Source organism: Limimaricola soesokkakensis, assembly GCF_900172345.1.
In the GTDB taxonomy this organism is placed as follows: Bacteria; Pseudomonadota; Alphaproteobacteria; order Rhodobacterales; family Rhodobacteraceae; genus Limimaricola; species Limimaricola soesokkakensis.
Window position 1 is genome coordinate 191,810 of sequence record NZ_FWFY01000006.1, and the last position, 14,564, is coordinate 206,373.

General features: G+C 63.7%; 17 protein-coding genes, 1 tRNA gene and 1 pseudogene. 5 read left to right on the forward strand and 14 right to left on the reverse strand.

The window, feature by feature from the left end:
* Positions 1 to 25: 25 nt before the first annotated feature.
* The 6 genes from proB to LOS8367_RS11705 form a co-directional block, all read right to left on the reverse strand.
* Positions 26 to 1,132 carry a glutamate 5-kinase gene (gene proB, locus LOS8367_RS11680; RefSeq protein WP_085896696.1) on the reverse strand — a complete coding sequence of 369 codons (1,107 nt, stop codon included), beginning with the start codon at positions 1,130 to 1,132 and terminating at the stop codon, positions 26 to 28.
* Positions 1,120 to 2,160 (reverse strand): GTPase ObgE, encoded by a 1,041-nt coding sequence (gene obgE, locus LOS8367_RS11685; protein ID WP_085896697.1) that lies wholly within the window; start codon positions 2,158 to 2,160, stop codon positions 1,120 to 1,122. Before obgE ends, proB begins: the two co-directional genes overlap by 13 nt.
* Positions 2,161 to 2,261: 101 nt before the next feature.
* Positions 2,262 to 2,780 carry a GNAT family N-acetyltransferase gene (locus LOS8367_RS11690; RefSeq protein ID WP_165761457.1) on the reverse strand — a complete coding sequence of 173 codons (519 nt, stop codon included), beginning with the start codon at positions 2,778 to 2,780 and terminating at the stop codon, positions 2,262 to 2,264.
* An 11-nt stretch (positions 2,781 to 2,791) separates the two neighbouring features.
* On the reverse strand, positions 2,792 to 3,340 hold the full coding sequence (locus tag LOS8367_RS11695) for a GNAT family N-acetyltransferase (protein WP_085896699.1): 549 nt from the start codon (positions 3,338 to 3,340) through the stop codon (positions 2,792 to 2,794).
* 152 nt (positions 3,341 to 3,492) lie between these two features.
* Entirely contained in the window at positions 3,493 to 3,762 is a 270-nt protein-coding gene (gene rpmA / locus LOS8367_RS11700) for a 50S ribosomal protein L27 (RefSeq protein ID WP_085896700.1), read from the reverse strand.
* Between the two features lie 12 nt (positions 3,763 to 3,774).
* A complete protein-coding gene (locus tag LOS8367_RS11705; protein ID WP_085896701.1) occupies positions 3,775 to 4,374 on the reverse strand; it encodes a 50S ribosomal protein L21 in 600 nt (199 codons plus the stop codon).
* Between the two features lie 218 nt (positions 4,375 to 4,592).
* Between LOS8367_RS11705 and LOS8367_RS11710 the strand changes: the two genes are divergently transcribed.
* Complete coding sequence (locus LOS8367_RS11710) at positions 4,593 to 4,919, forward strand: hypothetical protein (protein WP_085896702.1); 327 nt, start codon at positions 4,593 to 4,595, stop codon at positions 4,917 to 4,919.
* Here the strand turns inward: LOS8367_RS11710 and LOS8367_RS11715 are convergent, their stop codons facing one another.
* On the reverse strand, positions 4,920 to 5,759 hold the full coding sequence (locus LOS8367_RS11715) for a hypothetical protein (RefSeq protein ID WP_085896703.1): 840 nt from the start codon (positions 5,757 to 5,759) through the stop codon (positions 4,920 to 4,922).
* A 160-nt stretch (positions 5,760 to 5,919) separates the two neighbouring features.
* Here LOS8367_RS11715 and LOS8367_RS11720 point away from each other — a divergent pair.
* From LOS8367_RS11720 to LOS8367_RS11730, 3 genes are all read left to right on the forward strand, one after another.
* Positions 5,920 to 6,009: transfer RNA gene (locus LOS8367_RS11720), tRNA-Ser, on the forward strand.
* A 432-nt stretch (positions 6,010 to 6,441) separates the two neighbouring features.
* The gene (locus LOS8367_RS11725) at positions 6,442 to 6,834 is read left to right on the forward strand and encodes a GFA family protein (RefSeq protein ID WP_085896704.1); all 393 of its coding nucleotides are present in this window, start codon (positions 6,442 to 6,444) and stop codon (positions 6,832 to 6,834) included.
* Between the two features lie 388 nt (positions 6,835 to 7,222).
* Positions 7,223 to 8,302, forward strand: coding sequence for an alpha/beta hydrolase (locus LOS8367_RS11730; RefSeq protein WP_133056321.1), 1,080 nt, complete (start codon positions 7,223 to 7,225; stop codon positions 8,300 to 8,302).
* 150 nt (positions 8,303 to 8,452) lie between these two features.
* On the opposite strand, the gene LOS8367_RS11735 is transcribed toward LOS8367_RS11730, so the two are convergent.
* From LOS8367_RS11735 to LOS8367_RS11745, 3 genes are read right to left on the reverse strand one after another with little or no spacing between them, the layout of a single operon-like run.
* Complete coding sequence (locus tag LOS8367_RS11735) at positions 8,453 to 9,151, reverse strand: glutathione S-transferase family protein (RefSeq protein ID WP_085896706.1); 699 nt, start codon at positions 9,149 to 9,151, stop codon at positions 8,453 to 8,455.
* On the reverse strand, positions 9,148 to 9,462 hold the full coding sequence (locus LOS8367_RS11740; RefSeq protein WP_085896707.1) for a Rieske (2Fe-2S) protein: 315 nt from the start codon (positions 9,460 to 9,462) through the stop codon (positions 9,148 to 9,150). Before LOS8367_RS11740 ends, LOS8367_RS11735 begins: the two co-directional genes overlap by 4 nt.
* Positions 9,459 to 9,902, reverse strand: a complete 444-nt coding sequence (locus tag LOS8367_RS11745; RefSeq protein ID WP_085896721.1) for a DoxX family protein — start codon at positions 9,900 to 9,902, stop codon at positions 9,459 to 9,461. The genes LOS8367_RS11740 and LOS8367_RS11745 overlap by 4 nt, the downstream gene beginning before the upstream one ends.
* Before the next feature lie 98 nt (positions 9,903 to 10,000).
* Between LOS8367_RS11745 and LOS8367_RS11750 the strand changes: the two genes are divergently transcribed.
* Complete coding sequence (locus tag LOS8367_RS11750; protein WP_242665574.1) at positions 10,001 to 10,429, forward strand: MarR family winged helix-turn-helix transcriptional regulator; 429 nt, start codon at positions 10,001 to 10,003, stop codon at positions 10,427 to 10,429.
* Between the two features lie 257 nt (positions 10,430 to 10,686).
* On the opposite strand, the gene LOS8367_RS11755 is transcribed toward LOS8367_RS11750, so the two are convergent.
* The 4 genes and pseudogenes from LOS8367_RS11755 to LOS8367_RS11770 all read right to left on the reverse strand — a co-directional run bounded on the left by LOS8367_RS11755 (position 10,687) and on the right by LOS8367_RS11770 (position 14,388).
* A complete protein-coding gene (locus tag LOS8367_RS11755; protein WP_085896708.1) occupies positions 10,687 to 11,895 on the reverse strand; it encodes a winged helix-turn-helix domain-containing protein in 1,209 nt (402 codons plus the stop codon).
* A gap of 124 nt (positions 11,896 to 12,019) precedes the next feature.
* Positions 12,020 to 12,653: pseudogene (locus tag LOS8367_RS11760) on the reverse strand (tyrosine-type recombinase/integrase).
* A 315-nt stretch (positions 12,654 to 12,968) separates the two neighbouring features.
* Positions 12,969 to 13,883, reverse strand: a complete 915-nt coding sequence (locus LOS8367_RS11765; RefSeq protein WP_085896709.1) for a sulfotransferase domain-containing protein — start codon at positions 13,881 to 13,883, stop codon at positions 12,969 to 12,971.
* Positions 13,884 to 13,944: 61 nt separating this feature from the next.
* Positions 13,945 to 14,388: a Cif family virulence factor gene (locus LOS8367_RS11770; RefSeq protein WP_085896710.1), complete on the reverse strand. Its 444-nt coding sequence runs from the start codon at positions 14,386 to 14,388 to the stop codon at positions 13,945 to 13,947.
* Positions 14,389 to 14,564: the final 176 nt, after the last annotated feature.

Below are 14,564 nucleotides of genomic sequence, written 5' to 3' on the forward strand. Positions count from 1 at the left end.
TTCGGTTTCGGCGAAGCGAGCGGTTTCAGACGACCATGTCGTCGCGATGCACGAGCGAGGCGCGGCCCTTGTAGCCGAGCACCTTCTCGATCTCGTCGCTTTGATGACCGCGCAGCTTGCGTGTCTCCTCGGCGGTGTATCGCGTCAGGCCGAAGCCCACACGAATGCCGTCCGGCCCGGTGATCGCGACCGGATCGCCGCGACCGAAACGGCCCGAGACACCGGTGACGCCGGCCGGCAACAGCGAATTGCCTTCGGCCAGCGCCTTGGCGGCACCGGCGTCGACACGGATCTCGCCCTTGGGTTTCATCGCGGAAATCCAGTTCTTGCGCGCCGAATGCGGGTCGGTCTGCGCCTTGAACCAAGTTGAATTGCAGCCATTCATCAGCTGTTTCAACGGATTGAGAGGCGAACCTAGAGTGATTGCCATGTCGCAGCCCGCCTCGGAGGCGACCTTGGCGGCGAGCAGCTTGGTGATCATGCCGCCCTTGGAAAGGCCGGAGACACCGAGACCTGCCATCGCCTGGATCTCGGGGGTGATCTCTTCCACTTCCTCGAACCGTTTCGCGTTCGGATCGACGTGGGGATTGCCGTTGTAGAAGCCGTCGACATCCGACAGCAGGATCAACTGGTCGGCACCCACGGTCACCGCGACCTGCGCCGCCAGACGGTCGTTGTCGCCATAGCGGATCTCGTCGGTGGCGATTGTATCGTTCTCGTTCACGATCGGGATCGCACCGAGGCTCAGCAGCGTATCCAGCGTCGCCCGGCTGTTGAGATAGCGCCGGCGGTTCGTGGAATCGTCAAGAGTGACAAGAACTTGCGCGGTGATCTTGCCATGAGGGGTAAAGACGTCCTCGTAAGCGCGCGCCAGACGGATCGAACCGACAGCGGCGGCGGCTTGGCTTTGCTCGACCGGCAGTTCGCCTTCGGGCAGGTGCAGAACCCGACGGCCTAGCGCGATCGAGCCCGACGACACCAGCGTAACCTCGGTGCCGTTGTCGCGCAGCATGGCTACGTCTTCGGCCAAACTGCGCAGCCAGTCGGATTTGAGCTGTCCGGTCTCCCGGTCCACCAGCAAGGCCGAACCGATCTTCACGACCAGCCGCTTGGCGTCCGTCAGGGTTGCCATGTCTTGTCTTCCTCTTCCGGTATTTCCTTTTGGCGCAGGCGGTCCGCGTCGATGCGAGCACGTAGTGCGCGCAGAACCTCGGTCACGCCTTCGCCGGTAGCGCCGGACATGAGCATCACGTCACCGCCGCTTTCGGCGGCGAGTTCATCGGCCAGAAAGGCCCGCTCTTCTTCATCCAGCGCGTCGATCTTGTTCAGGACGGTAATCCTCGGCTTTTCAGCCAAACCCCCACCATAGGCTTCGAGTTCACCGATGATGGTACGATAATCGACCATCGGATCGCCGGAGGTCCCGTCGACGAGATGAAGAAGCACCGCGCAACGCTCGACATGGCCCAGAAACATGTCACCCAAGCCCCGCCCTTCGGAGGCGCCCTCGATCAGGCCGGGGATGTCGGCCACGACGAATTCGACATTGTCGACCCCCACGACGCCGAGATTGGGCGCCAGCGTGGTGAAGGGGTAATCCGCGATCTTGGGACGTGCATTGGAGGTGGCGGCAAGGAAGGTCGATTTGCCGGCATTGGGCAGGCCGAGAAGACCGGCATCGGCGATCAGCTTGAGCCGGAGCCAGATCATCCGCTCGACGCCCGGCTGGCCGGGATTCGCGCGGCGCGGGCTCTGGTTCGTCGCCGATTTGAAATGCAGGTTGCCCCAGCCACCATTTCCGCCGCGCGCCAGCACCACGCGCTGGCCGACCTCTGTGAGGTCGGCGATCACCGTCTCCTCGTCCTCGTCGATGATCTCGGTGCCAACCGGCACGCGCAGGACAATGTCATCGCCATCGGCGCCGGTGCGCTGGCTGCCCTGACCGGCACGACCGTTCTGGGCGAAGAAGTGCTGCTGGTAGCGAAAATCGATCAGCGTGTTGAGCCCATCGACCGCTTCGGCGATCACGTCGCCGCCATTGCCGCCATCGCCCCCATTGGGGCCGCCATATTCGATGAATTTCTCGCGGCGAAACGAGACACAGCCATTACCGCCCGAGCCTGAACGGATGGTGACCTTTGCGAGATCGAGAAATTTCATGGGTCGGCGCCTCTTGCGGATAGGCGCTTGAGGTAGCCGATCAAGCCGCCCTTCTCAAGGGCGCGTGCAGGCGGCTACCATTCGGTGGCCGCCCGCTTGTATCACGCCGCGGCGCGGCGCTCTGCCGCCGCCAGCGCCTCCCAGCGGGCACGGGTCAGCCGCGTCCGCTGTCCCGGCACGTCGTGGCCGAGCACCATCGAGGGCAGCATCTGCGGGCCCACCCGCTCGAATCCCAGCTTGGCCAGCACCCGGCCGGACCCCGCGTTGTCGTCGTAGTAACCCGCCTCGACCGCCTCGGCGGAGGTGGTCGCGAAATGCATCGCCAGCAGCGCGCGCCCGGCCTCGGTCGCATAGCCCCGACCCCAGCGGTCGCGCGCGAACCAGTAGCCCAGCGTCGGATCGATCGCGATCACCCCGGCAAAGCCCTCGGCATCGATCACGGCATAGGCCGGGATGCGACCGGCCTCGACCTCGCCCGCGAACCATTCGGCATCGGCGCGGCCATAGGGATAGGGCACCCGGCTGAGCCAGCGCGCGATCTCGATATCCTGCAGCGTGGCGTGGATCGCCTCGACATCTTCCATGCGCACCGGCCGGAGCCGGAGGCGTTCGGTCTTCATTTCTTGGGTCATCACTCGATCTTCAATGCATAGGTCCAAGTCGGCGCGGTCGCGCCGCGGGCCACGGAATAGGCTTCCGCGTCGCCCAGATATTCGAAGCCGCAGTTGGTCAGGACCCGCGCCGAGACGGCGTTGTCCTGAAACACCTCGGCGAAGATCTGCGCCGAGCCATGCGGGTTGGCGGCGATCAGCGCACGCAGCGCCTCGGAGGCGAAGCCGGTGTTCCAGAAGGCGGGCGCGACCCAGTAATGCACCTCGGACTGGTCGCGATCCATGCGGGTCAGGGTCACGAGGCCCAGCACCTCGGCCAAGGCGTTCTCGGAGCCATCGATGACCCAGACATCCTCGGTGCGGTCGGGGCGCTGCGCCCGCTCGATCAGCTGCGTCACGGTGCCCGGCGGCAGCGGGTGCGGAATCCGGCGGGTGCCACGCGCAACACGGGGATCGGCGGCGTAATGCGCGATCAGACCCTCGTCGGAGCGACGCAGCGGCCGTAGCACGAAGCGCTCCGCCGTGATCACTGGCTGGCCGTCGCTCACCTTGATGTCGTTGCTTCTCATGGGCCGCCTCCTCCGCTTCCCTGCTGCTCTGCGCCCGGTTCTGCGCCGGGTCGTTTTCCGCCTCATAGACGAATCTTGTGTCCACAATGCGAACGGGGGATCGGCTTGTCACCGATCCCCCGCGCTTTGGTCTTCAGCTGAAGGGCCGGCGGTTACTCCGCGGCCTCTGCAACCGGGAGCACCGAGATGAAGGTGCGGCCCTTGAGACCCTTGTGGAAGGTCACGCGGCCCTCTTCGGTCGCGAAGATGGTGTGGTCGCGACCCATGCCGACGCCAGCACCCGGCCACATCTTCGTGCCACGCTGGCGCATGATGATGTTGCCCGGGATCACGGTCTCGCCGCCGAACTTCTTGACGCCGAGGCGGCGTCCGGCGCTGTCGCGCCCGTTGCGGGAGGAGCCGCCTGCTTTTTTGTGTGCCATGTGTCTCTCTCCTTAGGCCTTGAGGTCCTGGGACTGGGCGACCCAGCCCTCTTTCTCGATCTTGCCCTTCAGGCCCAGCTCTTCGTCGTAGCGGGCGATGTCCGCCTCCGACCAGCCAGCGATTTGGGCGAAGCTGGTGATGCCGGCGGCATTCAGCTTCTTCTCGAGCGCCGGGCCGACACCCGACAGCTTCTTGAGGTCGTCGCCAGACGCGGCGGCCTTCGGGGCCTTCGCGGCAGGGGCGGCCTCGGCCGAACGCGGCGCCGAACCGGCACCGATCGCGGCCTTGACGCCCGACTTGTCGGCGCCTTCGGCCAGCAGGTCGGTGACGCGGATCAGCGTCAGCTGCTGACGGTGGCCCTTGGTGCGCTTGGAGGAGTGCTTCCGGCGACGGCGCACGAAGTGGATGACCTTCTCGCCCTTGATCTGGTCGATCACCTCGGCCTGCACGCCGGCACCCGCGACGAAGGGCGCGCCGATCGCGTCGCCGATCATCAGAATGTCGTTGAACTGGACGGTGTCACCCGCCTCAGCGGCCAGCTTTTCGACCCGGAGCACATCGCCCGAGGCCACTTTGTACTGCTTGCCGCCGGTCTTGAGAACCGCAAACATGTGTCGTTCCTTCATATCCCGCGTCACTTGGGTCCCCCATGCGGGGCGTTCAAGGGCTCATGGCCCCACCGTCGGACAGCGCGCCCCCATGCGGGGCGATCGTTGAAATTCGCAGTCCACCTTGCGGATGACCGCGCATCCCGCAACAAGGGGTCTTGCCGGGATGCGGGCTTATCGGCGAGGCGGTATCCCAAGTCAACCCCCGCGAAAGGACCGCCATGCGCCCGCTCTTTCTCATATTGCTCGTCGCCCTGCCCGCCTGCGCACCCGGTGCACTGCCTGGCCTGCGTTCCACGATCATGCCGGTTTCGGCGCAGGACAACGCCCGTCGAGGCGCGGTGGAGATCGCGGTGAAGGGCGATTTCCCGGCGCTGCTGTCGGATATCGAAGCAGGTGGCGGCCCGTCGCTCGAGCGCGCCTTCGACGCGGCAGGCGTGCCCGTCGGCGACCGTCCGGCGCGGCGGCTCCAGCTTTCGGGAGACCTTGCGCTTTACGAGAGCAATCCCGGGGCGCTCGTCACCTCGCTGCTGCTCTGGGGCGGCTGATCAGATTTCCTGCCCGGCCATCAGCCGGGCGGCGCTGGCGCCCAGATCGCGCGAAATCTCGGTGAGCATCTCGTCATAGGCGGCGAAGAGCGCCCGGTTCAGGTCCCGTCCCGCGGGGCTTCTGGAAAACGCGACATACTCCTGCATCTCCGTCTCCGTGGCGGGGGCGTAGGCGAGCATGAGGAAGGCATAGAGCCACTCGGTGGTGTCTTGCCTGATCTGGGGTTCCTGCGCCCAGACATCGCCGAGAATTTCCGCCTCGCTCACTGCGCCGCCGAAGGCGCCGCCGTCGAGCAGGGCGCGAGAGAACGCGAGATTGGCATTGAGCGCGCCGGCGACGTTGGCCTCGATCAGGTCATTGGCCTCGACGAAGGCATCGACCAGGACGAAGCGCGGGGTTTCGTCGCGCATCGCTAGCGCGGCGACCTCCTCGGCCCCCGCCTCGACATCGGGCGCCAGCATGGCACGGCGCGCAGAGGCCTCGAGGCGGGCGAAACGGGCGCCCGGTCCGGTCTCGAAGAATTCGAGCACGGTGGGCAGCTGCGTTCCGACCAGCCCCGCCTCAAGCCCCTCCGCCAATGCATCGCGCATCGCGTCGGCATCGTAGATGCGCGCCACCTCCCGGCCCCAGGCGCCGGTGCCATCGGGGAAAAGTTCGCGTCCTAGCTCGGTGCCGTAGGTCAGCCCCTCCTCACGCATCACCGCGACGATCTCGTCGAGGGCAAGCGCATCGACCAGCCGGTCGATCCCCTGTCCCGGCACGGCCATTGCGGGCAGCGGCGCGAAGGCGGGCAATGCCCCAAGAGTGAAAATGGCGATGGAGCGGGCGATATTCCGCATGGCTGGCTCTCCCGGATGCATGCACCGTTGATATGCGCTCCGCCTCCCCTTTCCAACAGCCGCCACGCCGCTGACGCGACGGCGCGCAGTTTCTCGCGACATTCTCGACGATTGGGCCTTGCACCTGCCCGCCCCACTGGCTAAACGCCCCTCAGACCGCGGAGAGGTGCCGGAGTGGTCGAACGGGGCGGTCTCGAAAACCGTTGAGCCTGCAAGGGTTCCCAGGGTTCGAATCCCTGTCTCTCCGCCAAAAACCCCCTGATATCGCTTCAATATTCACGACATCGGCGGGGTATTTGTTGGCGCTCTCCCCTTCTTCTGATTGGAAAAGTTGTCATACTATGACGACTTCCTGCGTTCCGACTGGTCTGGAAGATACGTCATACACAGTCGGTCCAGCCTCGGAGAAATTAGGTCAAACCGAAGACCGGCGCGGAGGAACGCGCCCCTGCGCACAAGGCGTGGTCAAGCGAGCAACATATCCTCGGTTGCCATTATGAGTAATCCTAAGAACGCTTCCGGCCTTGAGCCGACCTTTCCGACCGACGCTGCGAAGGTCTGGATCGAGCCCAAATCGACGGAAATGTTCCTCTCGGCAAACCTCCGTGTGCCGACGCTCGGATGGACGAGGCACGAGGTCTCCGGTTACATTCGACCGGCTTGACCGAAAGGCGGCACGATCATGAAGCGCTTCACGGGTGGCTGCGTCTGCGGCAACATTCGAATCTCGGCTTTCGGACGTCCATACAGGGTCGGCATCTGTCATTGCCTCGACTGTCGAAAGCACCATGGCGCTCTGTTCTACGCTTCGGCCGTTTTCCCAGAGGGTGCGGTGGAAATTCAGGGCGAGACCCGAGACTATGCCGGACGCCATTTTTGTCCTCGCTGCGGCTCTTCGGTTTTCGCCCGCAGTGGGGATGAAGTCGAAGTGCATCTCGGGGCCCTCGATGCACCCGATCAGTTGACGCCCAGCTATGAAAGCTGGGTCGTCCGCAGGGAATCATGGCTGCCTCCGTTTCCCGGCATGAAGAAATACGATCAGGATCGAACCGAACCAGATCGCGGCGAGGAGTAAGACCTTTCCTTGCACGAAATAGCGGTCGTTCGTGAAAGAGTTGCCGATGGCCGTTCTGTCCGCACAACCGACCCCGATGCAATGCGCAGAGAAGGTCTGGTTCGAGCCCAAACTAACCGCGTTGGCAGAAGAGGTCATCGCAATCGCAGCATGGGTGTGTCTCTCGCAACCGACCTTGGGCCGGCCTTCCCGCCAGCCGTTGCGCAGGTGGTCCGCTTCGAGCCTCCAAAACCATATGCCGCGCCACGTCCAAATGGGCCGGATGCGCACAAAACCTGTCGGAAGCGAGATGTCGGGACGTCGATGCTATCAATGCAGGCGTTCCGCTCGACAATTTGGTCTTTCGAGCGGTTTCCGGTAGGGTGGCGCATCTGCGGAGGCGTCGATTGTGCCGAAACTGCATCTCGCTCTTCTTCTGGCAACTACGCTTGTCTTCGGAGTGCCGGGATTGTCGCTCGCCCAATTGTCACCCGACGCGACCAGCCGGGTCGTCGAAATCGAGGTGCCTGCTCCGGCACTGGCAGGCAACCTGCTCGGGACCTCCGAAATGCAGGATGCCGCAATCTATCTGCCGCCGAGCTACGACAGCGATCCCGACCGCCGCTATCCCGTCATCTACCTGCTGCACGGCATCTTCGACGACTATGGCATCTGGCTTGATATCGAGGAAGTGCCGGCGCGGCTGAACCGTCTGATGGCAGCGAAAGCGATGCCGGAGGCCTTGGTTGTCATGCCCAATGCCGGCAACAAATACGGCGGCGGTTATTATCGCAATTCACCGATCAGCGGGAACTGGGCGGATTACATTGCCGATGATCTCATTGGTCATGTCGATGCGGAGTTTCGCACGTTGGCCAGCGCGGACAGCCGCGCGGTCGTCGGCCATTCGATGGGGGGCTACGGCGCCATCAATCTGGCGATCAACCGCCCCGGCACCTTCTCCGTTGTCTGGTCGATGAGCCCCTGCTGCCTGGCCGCGACCGATGATTTCGGCTTCGGTAATGACGCGTGGAAGCGCGCGGCGCGCGTCGAGACGGCGGAGGATATCGAAAAGCTTCTGGCCGATCAGGATTTCTACGCCATCGCCTTGCTTGGCATCCTGTCGGCCTTCAGCTCAGAAGCTGGCGATCCACCGGTCCATGGAGATTTCCCGTTCGACATCGTGCGGGGTGAGGTGGTGCTCGATGATGCGGCCTATGATCGGTATCTCGATTCCCTGCCGACCCGTCAGCTGCGCGCGGCGCGCGATGACTTGCGCGCTCTGCGCGGATTTGGCCTCGATGTCGGTCTGGGCGATCAGTTCCTGCATATCCCGCCCGGGACGATCGAGCTCTCGCAACGCCTCGGCGCCGAGCGCATCCCTCATCTTCTGGACGTCTACGATGGCGATCACCGCCAGAAAGTCGGCGACCGCCTGGAGACCGTTGTTCTACCGTGGGTCGGTGCGCGCCTGATGGTCGCGGAGTAGATCGATGGCCTGAAGCAGGCAGGGACTCCGGCCTCGCCACTCTTGAACGCTCTGATGACGGGCCCTGCCCCGATGAGCCCTAAGCGGATTTTCCTGCCAAGCGCGGCGCGGGTCCGCTCAGGACCAGTTTGCGAGATCCTGCCCTATGGCTTATCGGGCCTGCCAAGTGCCGGCACCGAGCTGGACGGTGTTCTCTTCGAGTATCCATGACAATCTGGACCCACGTCGCTCGATGAACCTCTCTAGCAAGCGCGGATAGTCGCTGGAGACGGCCTGGACGACAGATGGCCTGTCAGCCAAGGCTCGGCGCCACCTTCCGACCTTGGAAAGCTCCGCGAGAACTCCGAAGTCGGCGATCCGGTCGAACGTGTCGAAGTAGCGAAACACCGGGCCGAAAACCACGTCGACGAGGCTGAACAGGTCCCCGGAGAAGTAAGGGCCTGTCCCCAGTTCGCCTTCGAGCCATTCGAATTTGCGGCGAAGACCGGCGGTCTTGGCAGCGAATGTTCGCTCGTCCGATGCTGAGTAGAAGCCCGCGATGTCGTTCAGCGTGGCCGATCCGAACTCCATCCACGCCCGATGCCGCGCGCGCTCGAGCGGGCTGCCCGGATGCAGCGGGTGGGGCTGCGTCTCTTCAAGATACTCGAGGATCACGGCGGATTCGAAGATCGGCACGCCGTCGGCCAGCAGGACCGGCGTCTTTCCGAGGGGCGAGATGGCACGAAACCAGTCCGGCTTGTTGCCAAGGTCGATATTGCTGCGCTCGAAGTCGACGCCTTTTTCGGCGAGGGATATCACGGCCCGCTGCACGTATGGGCAGAGGTCGTGGCTGATGAGATGAAGGGTCATGATGGCTCCTCCCATACATAGACAAGCTCCTCCCCTTCGATGCGCGTGGGTAGGAACATGAGCCGCGCGTTTGCCGGGGCCGGACCATCCATGTGCCGACCATCGGCCATGTCGAACCGGGCCCCATGCCAGGGGCAGACGAACGCCCCGTCCTTGCATTCGAGCGGGCCGCCGAGGTGGAGGCAGGTGTTGGCGGCGGCGCGGATGCGATCTCCGCGCCGCCAGACCTGAACCTCCCGCCCGAAGAACGGGAACACGCGCGCTTCGCCCTCTGCGGGGACTTCGGCGAGATTGCAGATCACATGTTTCATTGCATCGCCTCCTTCTTGCTCCATCCGACGATCTTGCTGGGGGACAGGGAGCGGCTGAGCGCGAAGGCTCCGTCGCCGAGCAAGCCCTGCACGCCGGCGAGAAGCGCCAAGTAGGCAGGATATTCCCAGCCGCCATTCTCGTAGGCGAACATCCAGCCATTGCCGGAATGCGCCCATGTCGCGCCGAGAAGAACCGGCACGGTCGCGAGGGCCACCCATCTGGTCTGGACGCCGAGAATGAGAAGAAGGCCCGAGACGACCTCCATGGCAAAGACCACATAGGCAAGCCAGCCTGGCAGCCCGAGCGCCTGAAAGAACTGGGCGGTGCCCGGCAGCTTGAAGACGAACAGCTTCACGATGAGGCTATGGGCCAAGAACATAGTCCCAAGAGCCACGCGCAGAACGAAGGCGGCGAGTTCGGTGAGATATGACTGTGACATGACGGTGTCCTCATTTAGATGCACCTGCATCTAAATTGCCCTCACTGAGTTTTCATGTCAATCTTGATGCAGATGCATCTACATGTCATACTGCAAATGTGAACACACCGGATCCCGTCATTCAGGCAGCTTGGGTAACCATCGTCTCCAAGAGCCGAACGCTCCTCGAGGCTGTCGAGGCGGCGCTGAAGAATGCCGGGCTGCCACCGCTGGCATGGTATGATGCGCTGTTGGAGATCGAGAAGGCCGGTCCGGACGGCCTGCGCCCCTTCGAACTCAAGGAGCGTCTTCTGTTGCCACAATACGGCACGTCTCGTCTGCTGGACCGGATGGCAAAGGCGGAACTGATCGAACGCCGGGACTGCGACGACGACGGACGCGGACAAATCGTCTGCATTTCCGATAAGGGGCAAGCCGTCAGGCAGGCAATGTGGCCTGTCTATGCACGGGTGCTGTCCGAGAAGATCGAAGACAAGCTGTCGCCCGAGGACGCGGCGCAGCTCGTGAAGCTGCTATCGAAGCTGTGAGAGCCGACTGCACGATGCGTGTGCTGAATCGACATCGTCCTGCTCTTCGGCGTGGGTTCGCTGTGAAGCGAAAGACCACTTGTGTCCTCATTTGAGGGCAGCCTTCAGGTGCAGCGTCAATTGGGCGCTCGCAGCAAACGGCAGGAAGGTCCGCATTGCGGACCTCAGCTGGCACCGATGCTGCGCCTTTAACGAATGGCGCCTTTTGAACGATCACCTGAGGCTGCCGAACGGCGCTTATGGGCCGGAACCGCCTTTCAGCCATCGGCTGAATCGATCAACCAGTCCTTCGCATACTCAATTGTATCAGCTCCGGCCAAATGCCGGACCCGTTCGAGTTCCGACATCAATCCGGTCGTTCGCGCATTTCCCATCCGAACGCCGATCTCGGGCCAGAACGCGCGAACCACAAGCATCGTGCCTGAGCGCTTGGCGTCCAGCCGACCGATTAGTCGATCACCCTGCAGCACAGGGAAGATGTAATACCCATACCGTCGCTTGGCTTCGGGCACGAAGATCTCGATGCGGTAGTGGAAGCCGAACAGGCGCTCGGCACGCCCGCGGTCTCTCAACACTGGATCGAATGGCGACAGGAGGCGGACGCGCGCGCTCGGACCGGGCAACTTGCGCACGTGGTCCAAAAGGGCTTCGGTGCTGAAACAGCGGCGTCGAGATCCATCTGCCATCTCGATGTCGACCTCGAGGATGCGTCCGCTCGCGAGGGCGGCGTCGCACCAGGCCCTCGCCTCGTCCCGTGTCACGATCTCGAAAAAGGCTGCGAGCTCCCCACTTGTGCCGTAGCCGAGGCGGTTGAGCGCTGCGGACATCGCCCAGTCGACAATGTCCGCATCGGCGATCCAGTGGTTGCGCTGCGCTTCGGGTATGACCCGCTCTGTCAGGTCGTAGAACTTCCGGAAGCCCTTACGATGGCAAACCGCGAGCCGGCCCGATCGCCACAGGAACTCGAGAGCTGTCTTGGAGGGATGCCAGTCCCACCAGCCTGTGGACTTGCGCTCCTCGCCATTGGCGACATCGAGAGAACAGGCGGCGCCGTTGTCGGCGATATGCCGAAGCACGCGGTCGAGCTCGTCCGTCCACCGGGGGCGCCCTGCCGCGGGCCACCGCGCCTGCATGCGCGCCTCGTCGCGGGCGAACTTCGCTTGCCACATCGGATAGAACGCCATCGGGATCGCGGCCGCGTCATGTGTCCAGTGCTCGAAGGCGGAACGGCGACGCGCGACGAGGGACTCGAGCGCGCGGGGCCGGTATTGCCCACGCCGTGACCACAGGATCAGGTCATGCGCGCGGGCCAGCGTGTTGACGCTGTCGATCTGGACGAAACCGAGCCTGTACAGCACTTCGTCCAAATCCCTGCCACGACCCGGGCCGGGTTCGGCGCGCAGCAGGAGGTGCAGGTCTAGGAAAAGGCGGCGCGCGTCGGTGTTGTGCAGGAGCGGTCGGTGCATCCGGTCACAATACCACTGATACCGCGTGAGTGGTTCAGTATCTCCTTCGGCGAACAAGCTAAGCAGCAGGATCCACAGAACAAAGGTCTGCTAAGGGCCGCCTTCGTATAGGCGGCCCTGCTGTTCAGATCTCGACCGCCTCGGCGATGGCGAGGGCGTCTTCAAGATCGACCCCGAGATAGCGCACCGTGCTGTCCATGTTGGTGTGCCCAAGCAAGAGCTGGACCGCTCGCAGACTCCCCCGCCTTTCGATAGATTTGCGCAACCTTGGTCCGGCGCATCGAATGGGTTCCATAGGCGCTCGGCTCGAGCCCGATTGAGGTCACCCAGTCGCGGACGAGCCGCGCATACTGGCGTGTCGAAATGTGGAGGCGTTCGTGGCAGCGGCCCGGCCACAGATACTGCGACCCGACCATCATCGGACTGGCGAGCCATGCTGCGAGAGACTTCCGCGTCCCCTCCGTGATCTCGAAGCGGACCGGCTTGTGCGTTTTGCTCTGGATGATCGAGGCGCGCTCCTTGACTTGGCTGGCGGCGTAGACGTCTGCGACTTTCAGCTTCACCAGATCGCAACCGCGCAACTTGCTGTCGATCGCTGTGTTGAAGAGCGCGGGATCCCTGACCTGGTCAGCAATCTCAAGCCGAACCCTGATCGCCCAGACATGCCTCGGCAGAAGCGGACGCTTCTGGCCAATGATGCGTCCTTTGTTCCAAGCCGGACGACATGCACGAATGGTGGGAAGATCTTGCGTGGACATGGCAGTTCCTCCGATCCGCCCCGTCCGCCACGACGCCGGCACTATGCCGACAACTGCCCCATAGCACGGCAACCAGCCCCTAAAGGGGGCTGCATGTTCTCCGCGTCCCGCTCTACGAGGGGCACCGCTTGGCGGGCGGAAAGCAGTCATTCACTGCGGCATGAGCAAATGACTGAGTTGGCCGATCTGCGACATCTCGTTAGCGAAGCGACCGGTCGTCCAAGGCGGACCGAGAGCACGCTTGAGATACCACGCGGTGCTGACCTCATTCACGGCGCTCCGATTGGCCTGCACCGCAATGGCAAGATTTATGCACTACCGCACCTGCCGGCCCACTTTCAGCCACGCGGCCGCATCCTTCCCGAGCTCCTCCTCTGCACGCTGCTCATACGCGTCTGATAGGTCGGACGGCAGCCGGTCCTTCCAACGCCCATTCGTGCCCTTGTGGATGAAGCTCTGCGCACCGCCGTCCCAGAACGCACCGCCGAGCGGGACCGAGGCTGCCGCGTTACGCTTCATGTAGTCGAAGGAGCAGTGCTCGATGATCCGCGCGCGTCCATCTTCCGGGATGGGGATCTCGAGAAACGCCGCGATGCGCTCCAGCTCGCCCTCGAAGTCGCGCTTCAGATCGGCGAAGTGCACCATCAGCACGTTTGGCAGGTCGCGGATCTCCCACCAGGACCGGACATTCTCCCAGAACGGCCAGAACGGCGCGCCGTCATTTTTCAGCCAGTGGCGGAAATACTCGACGGGGTCCTCGTGCGGCGGCCCGATCTCGGGGCCGACCAGGCCGGGGGTCTTGTTCAGCGCGTCATACCAGGCCTGATTAGCGGTCGAATGGTGGTTGTGCATCGACCACATCACGTCGCGCCCGTCCCGGCCGATGTAGATGTATTTCGCCTTCGACGACATGCGGAGCGCGTCGACCGGCAGGTGAGTCTTGAGGAACCGGCGGTGCGTCTGGGCCTCGACCTCCGGCAGCTTGGCCTGCTTGGGCGGCACCCGCAGATCGAGCCAGGGCGACATCTCGGCCACCGGCAGCGCCTCCGCACCCTCGAAAATCAGCTGGCTGACGATCTGCTGCATCCATGTGGTGCCGGACTTGGCATAGGTCGAGATGACGATGTCGTCGTCGCGGAACACGAGGTCGTTCCAGATAGTGCTGTCGAAATGATGGTTGTGCATCTCGCGCGTCTTGACTGGCATCCGGTGCTGTGTGGCGGTTGTCATGATGGTTTCCTTTCTTGGCATCCGCGTCGCCGTGGCCAGGCACGGCACCGCGCGAGATCGGTCAGCGCTCCACGCCGCGGGCAGGGAAGGCGACGTGGCGCAGGAGCTTCATTCCATCGGGCGTGTGCTCGGCGACCAACACGTATTCGCCCGGCAGCGTGGCCCCACCCATCTCGGGCGGCAGCGTCACACTGTAGGTGCCGATGAAGAGCGTGTGACCCTCGCCCAGCGGAACCCTGTCGTCGATCTTGGCCGTGAAATCCGCGACATCCGGAAAGTCCGACAAGCTTCTTGCGATGCTCTCGGCGCCCTCGAAACGGCCGCCGGTGGAGGGCATGTAGACTGCGGAGTCCGCGAGGTGCGGCGCGAGGGCATCGTCCTCGCCGCCGAGGGCCTGGGCGAAGGCCTCGATCATCTTCGCCTCTTCAGTCTCGATCGAGTCGGCCGCGACCGGAAAGGTGAGAGCTGCCATGGCGAGGGCGGTCAGGATTGTTGTGCGAAGCATGGTTATCCTCTTAAAGTAATGCCTGCCGCCGCGTCATGCGGCGCCAGGATCTACCATCGAGGATCATGCGACAGACCGTTTTCGAGTAGCTCATCCGTCGCAGAACCGTCCTGCGGGAATGCAGACGCGCTTGGGGGAGTGGGTTTCATGTTCGACTGGGACGATATTCGGCTATT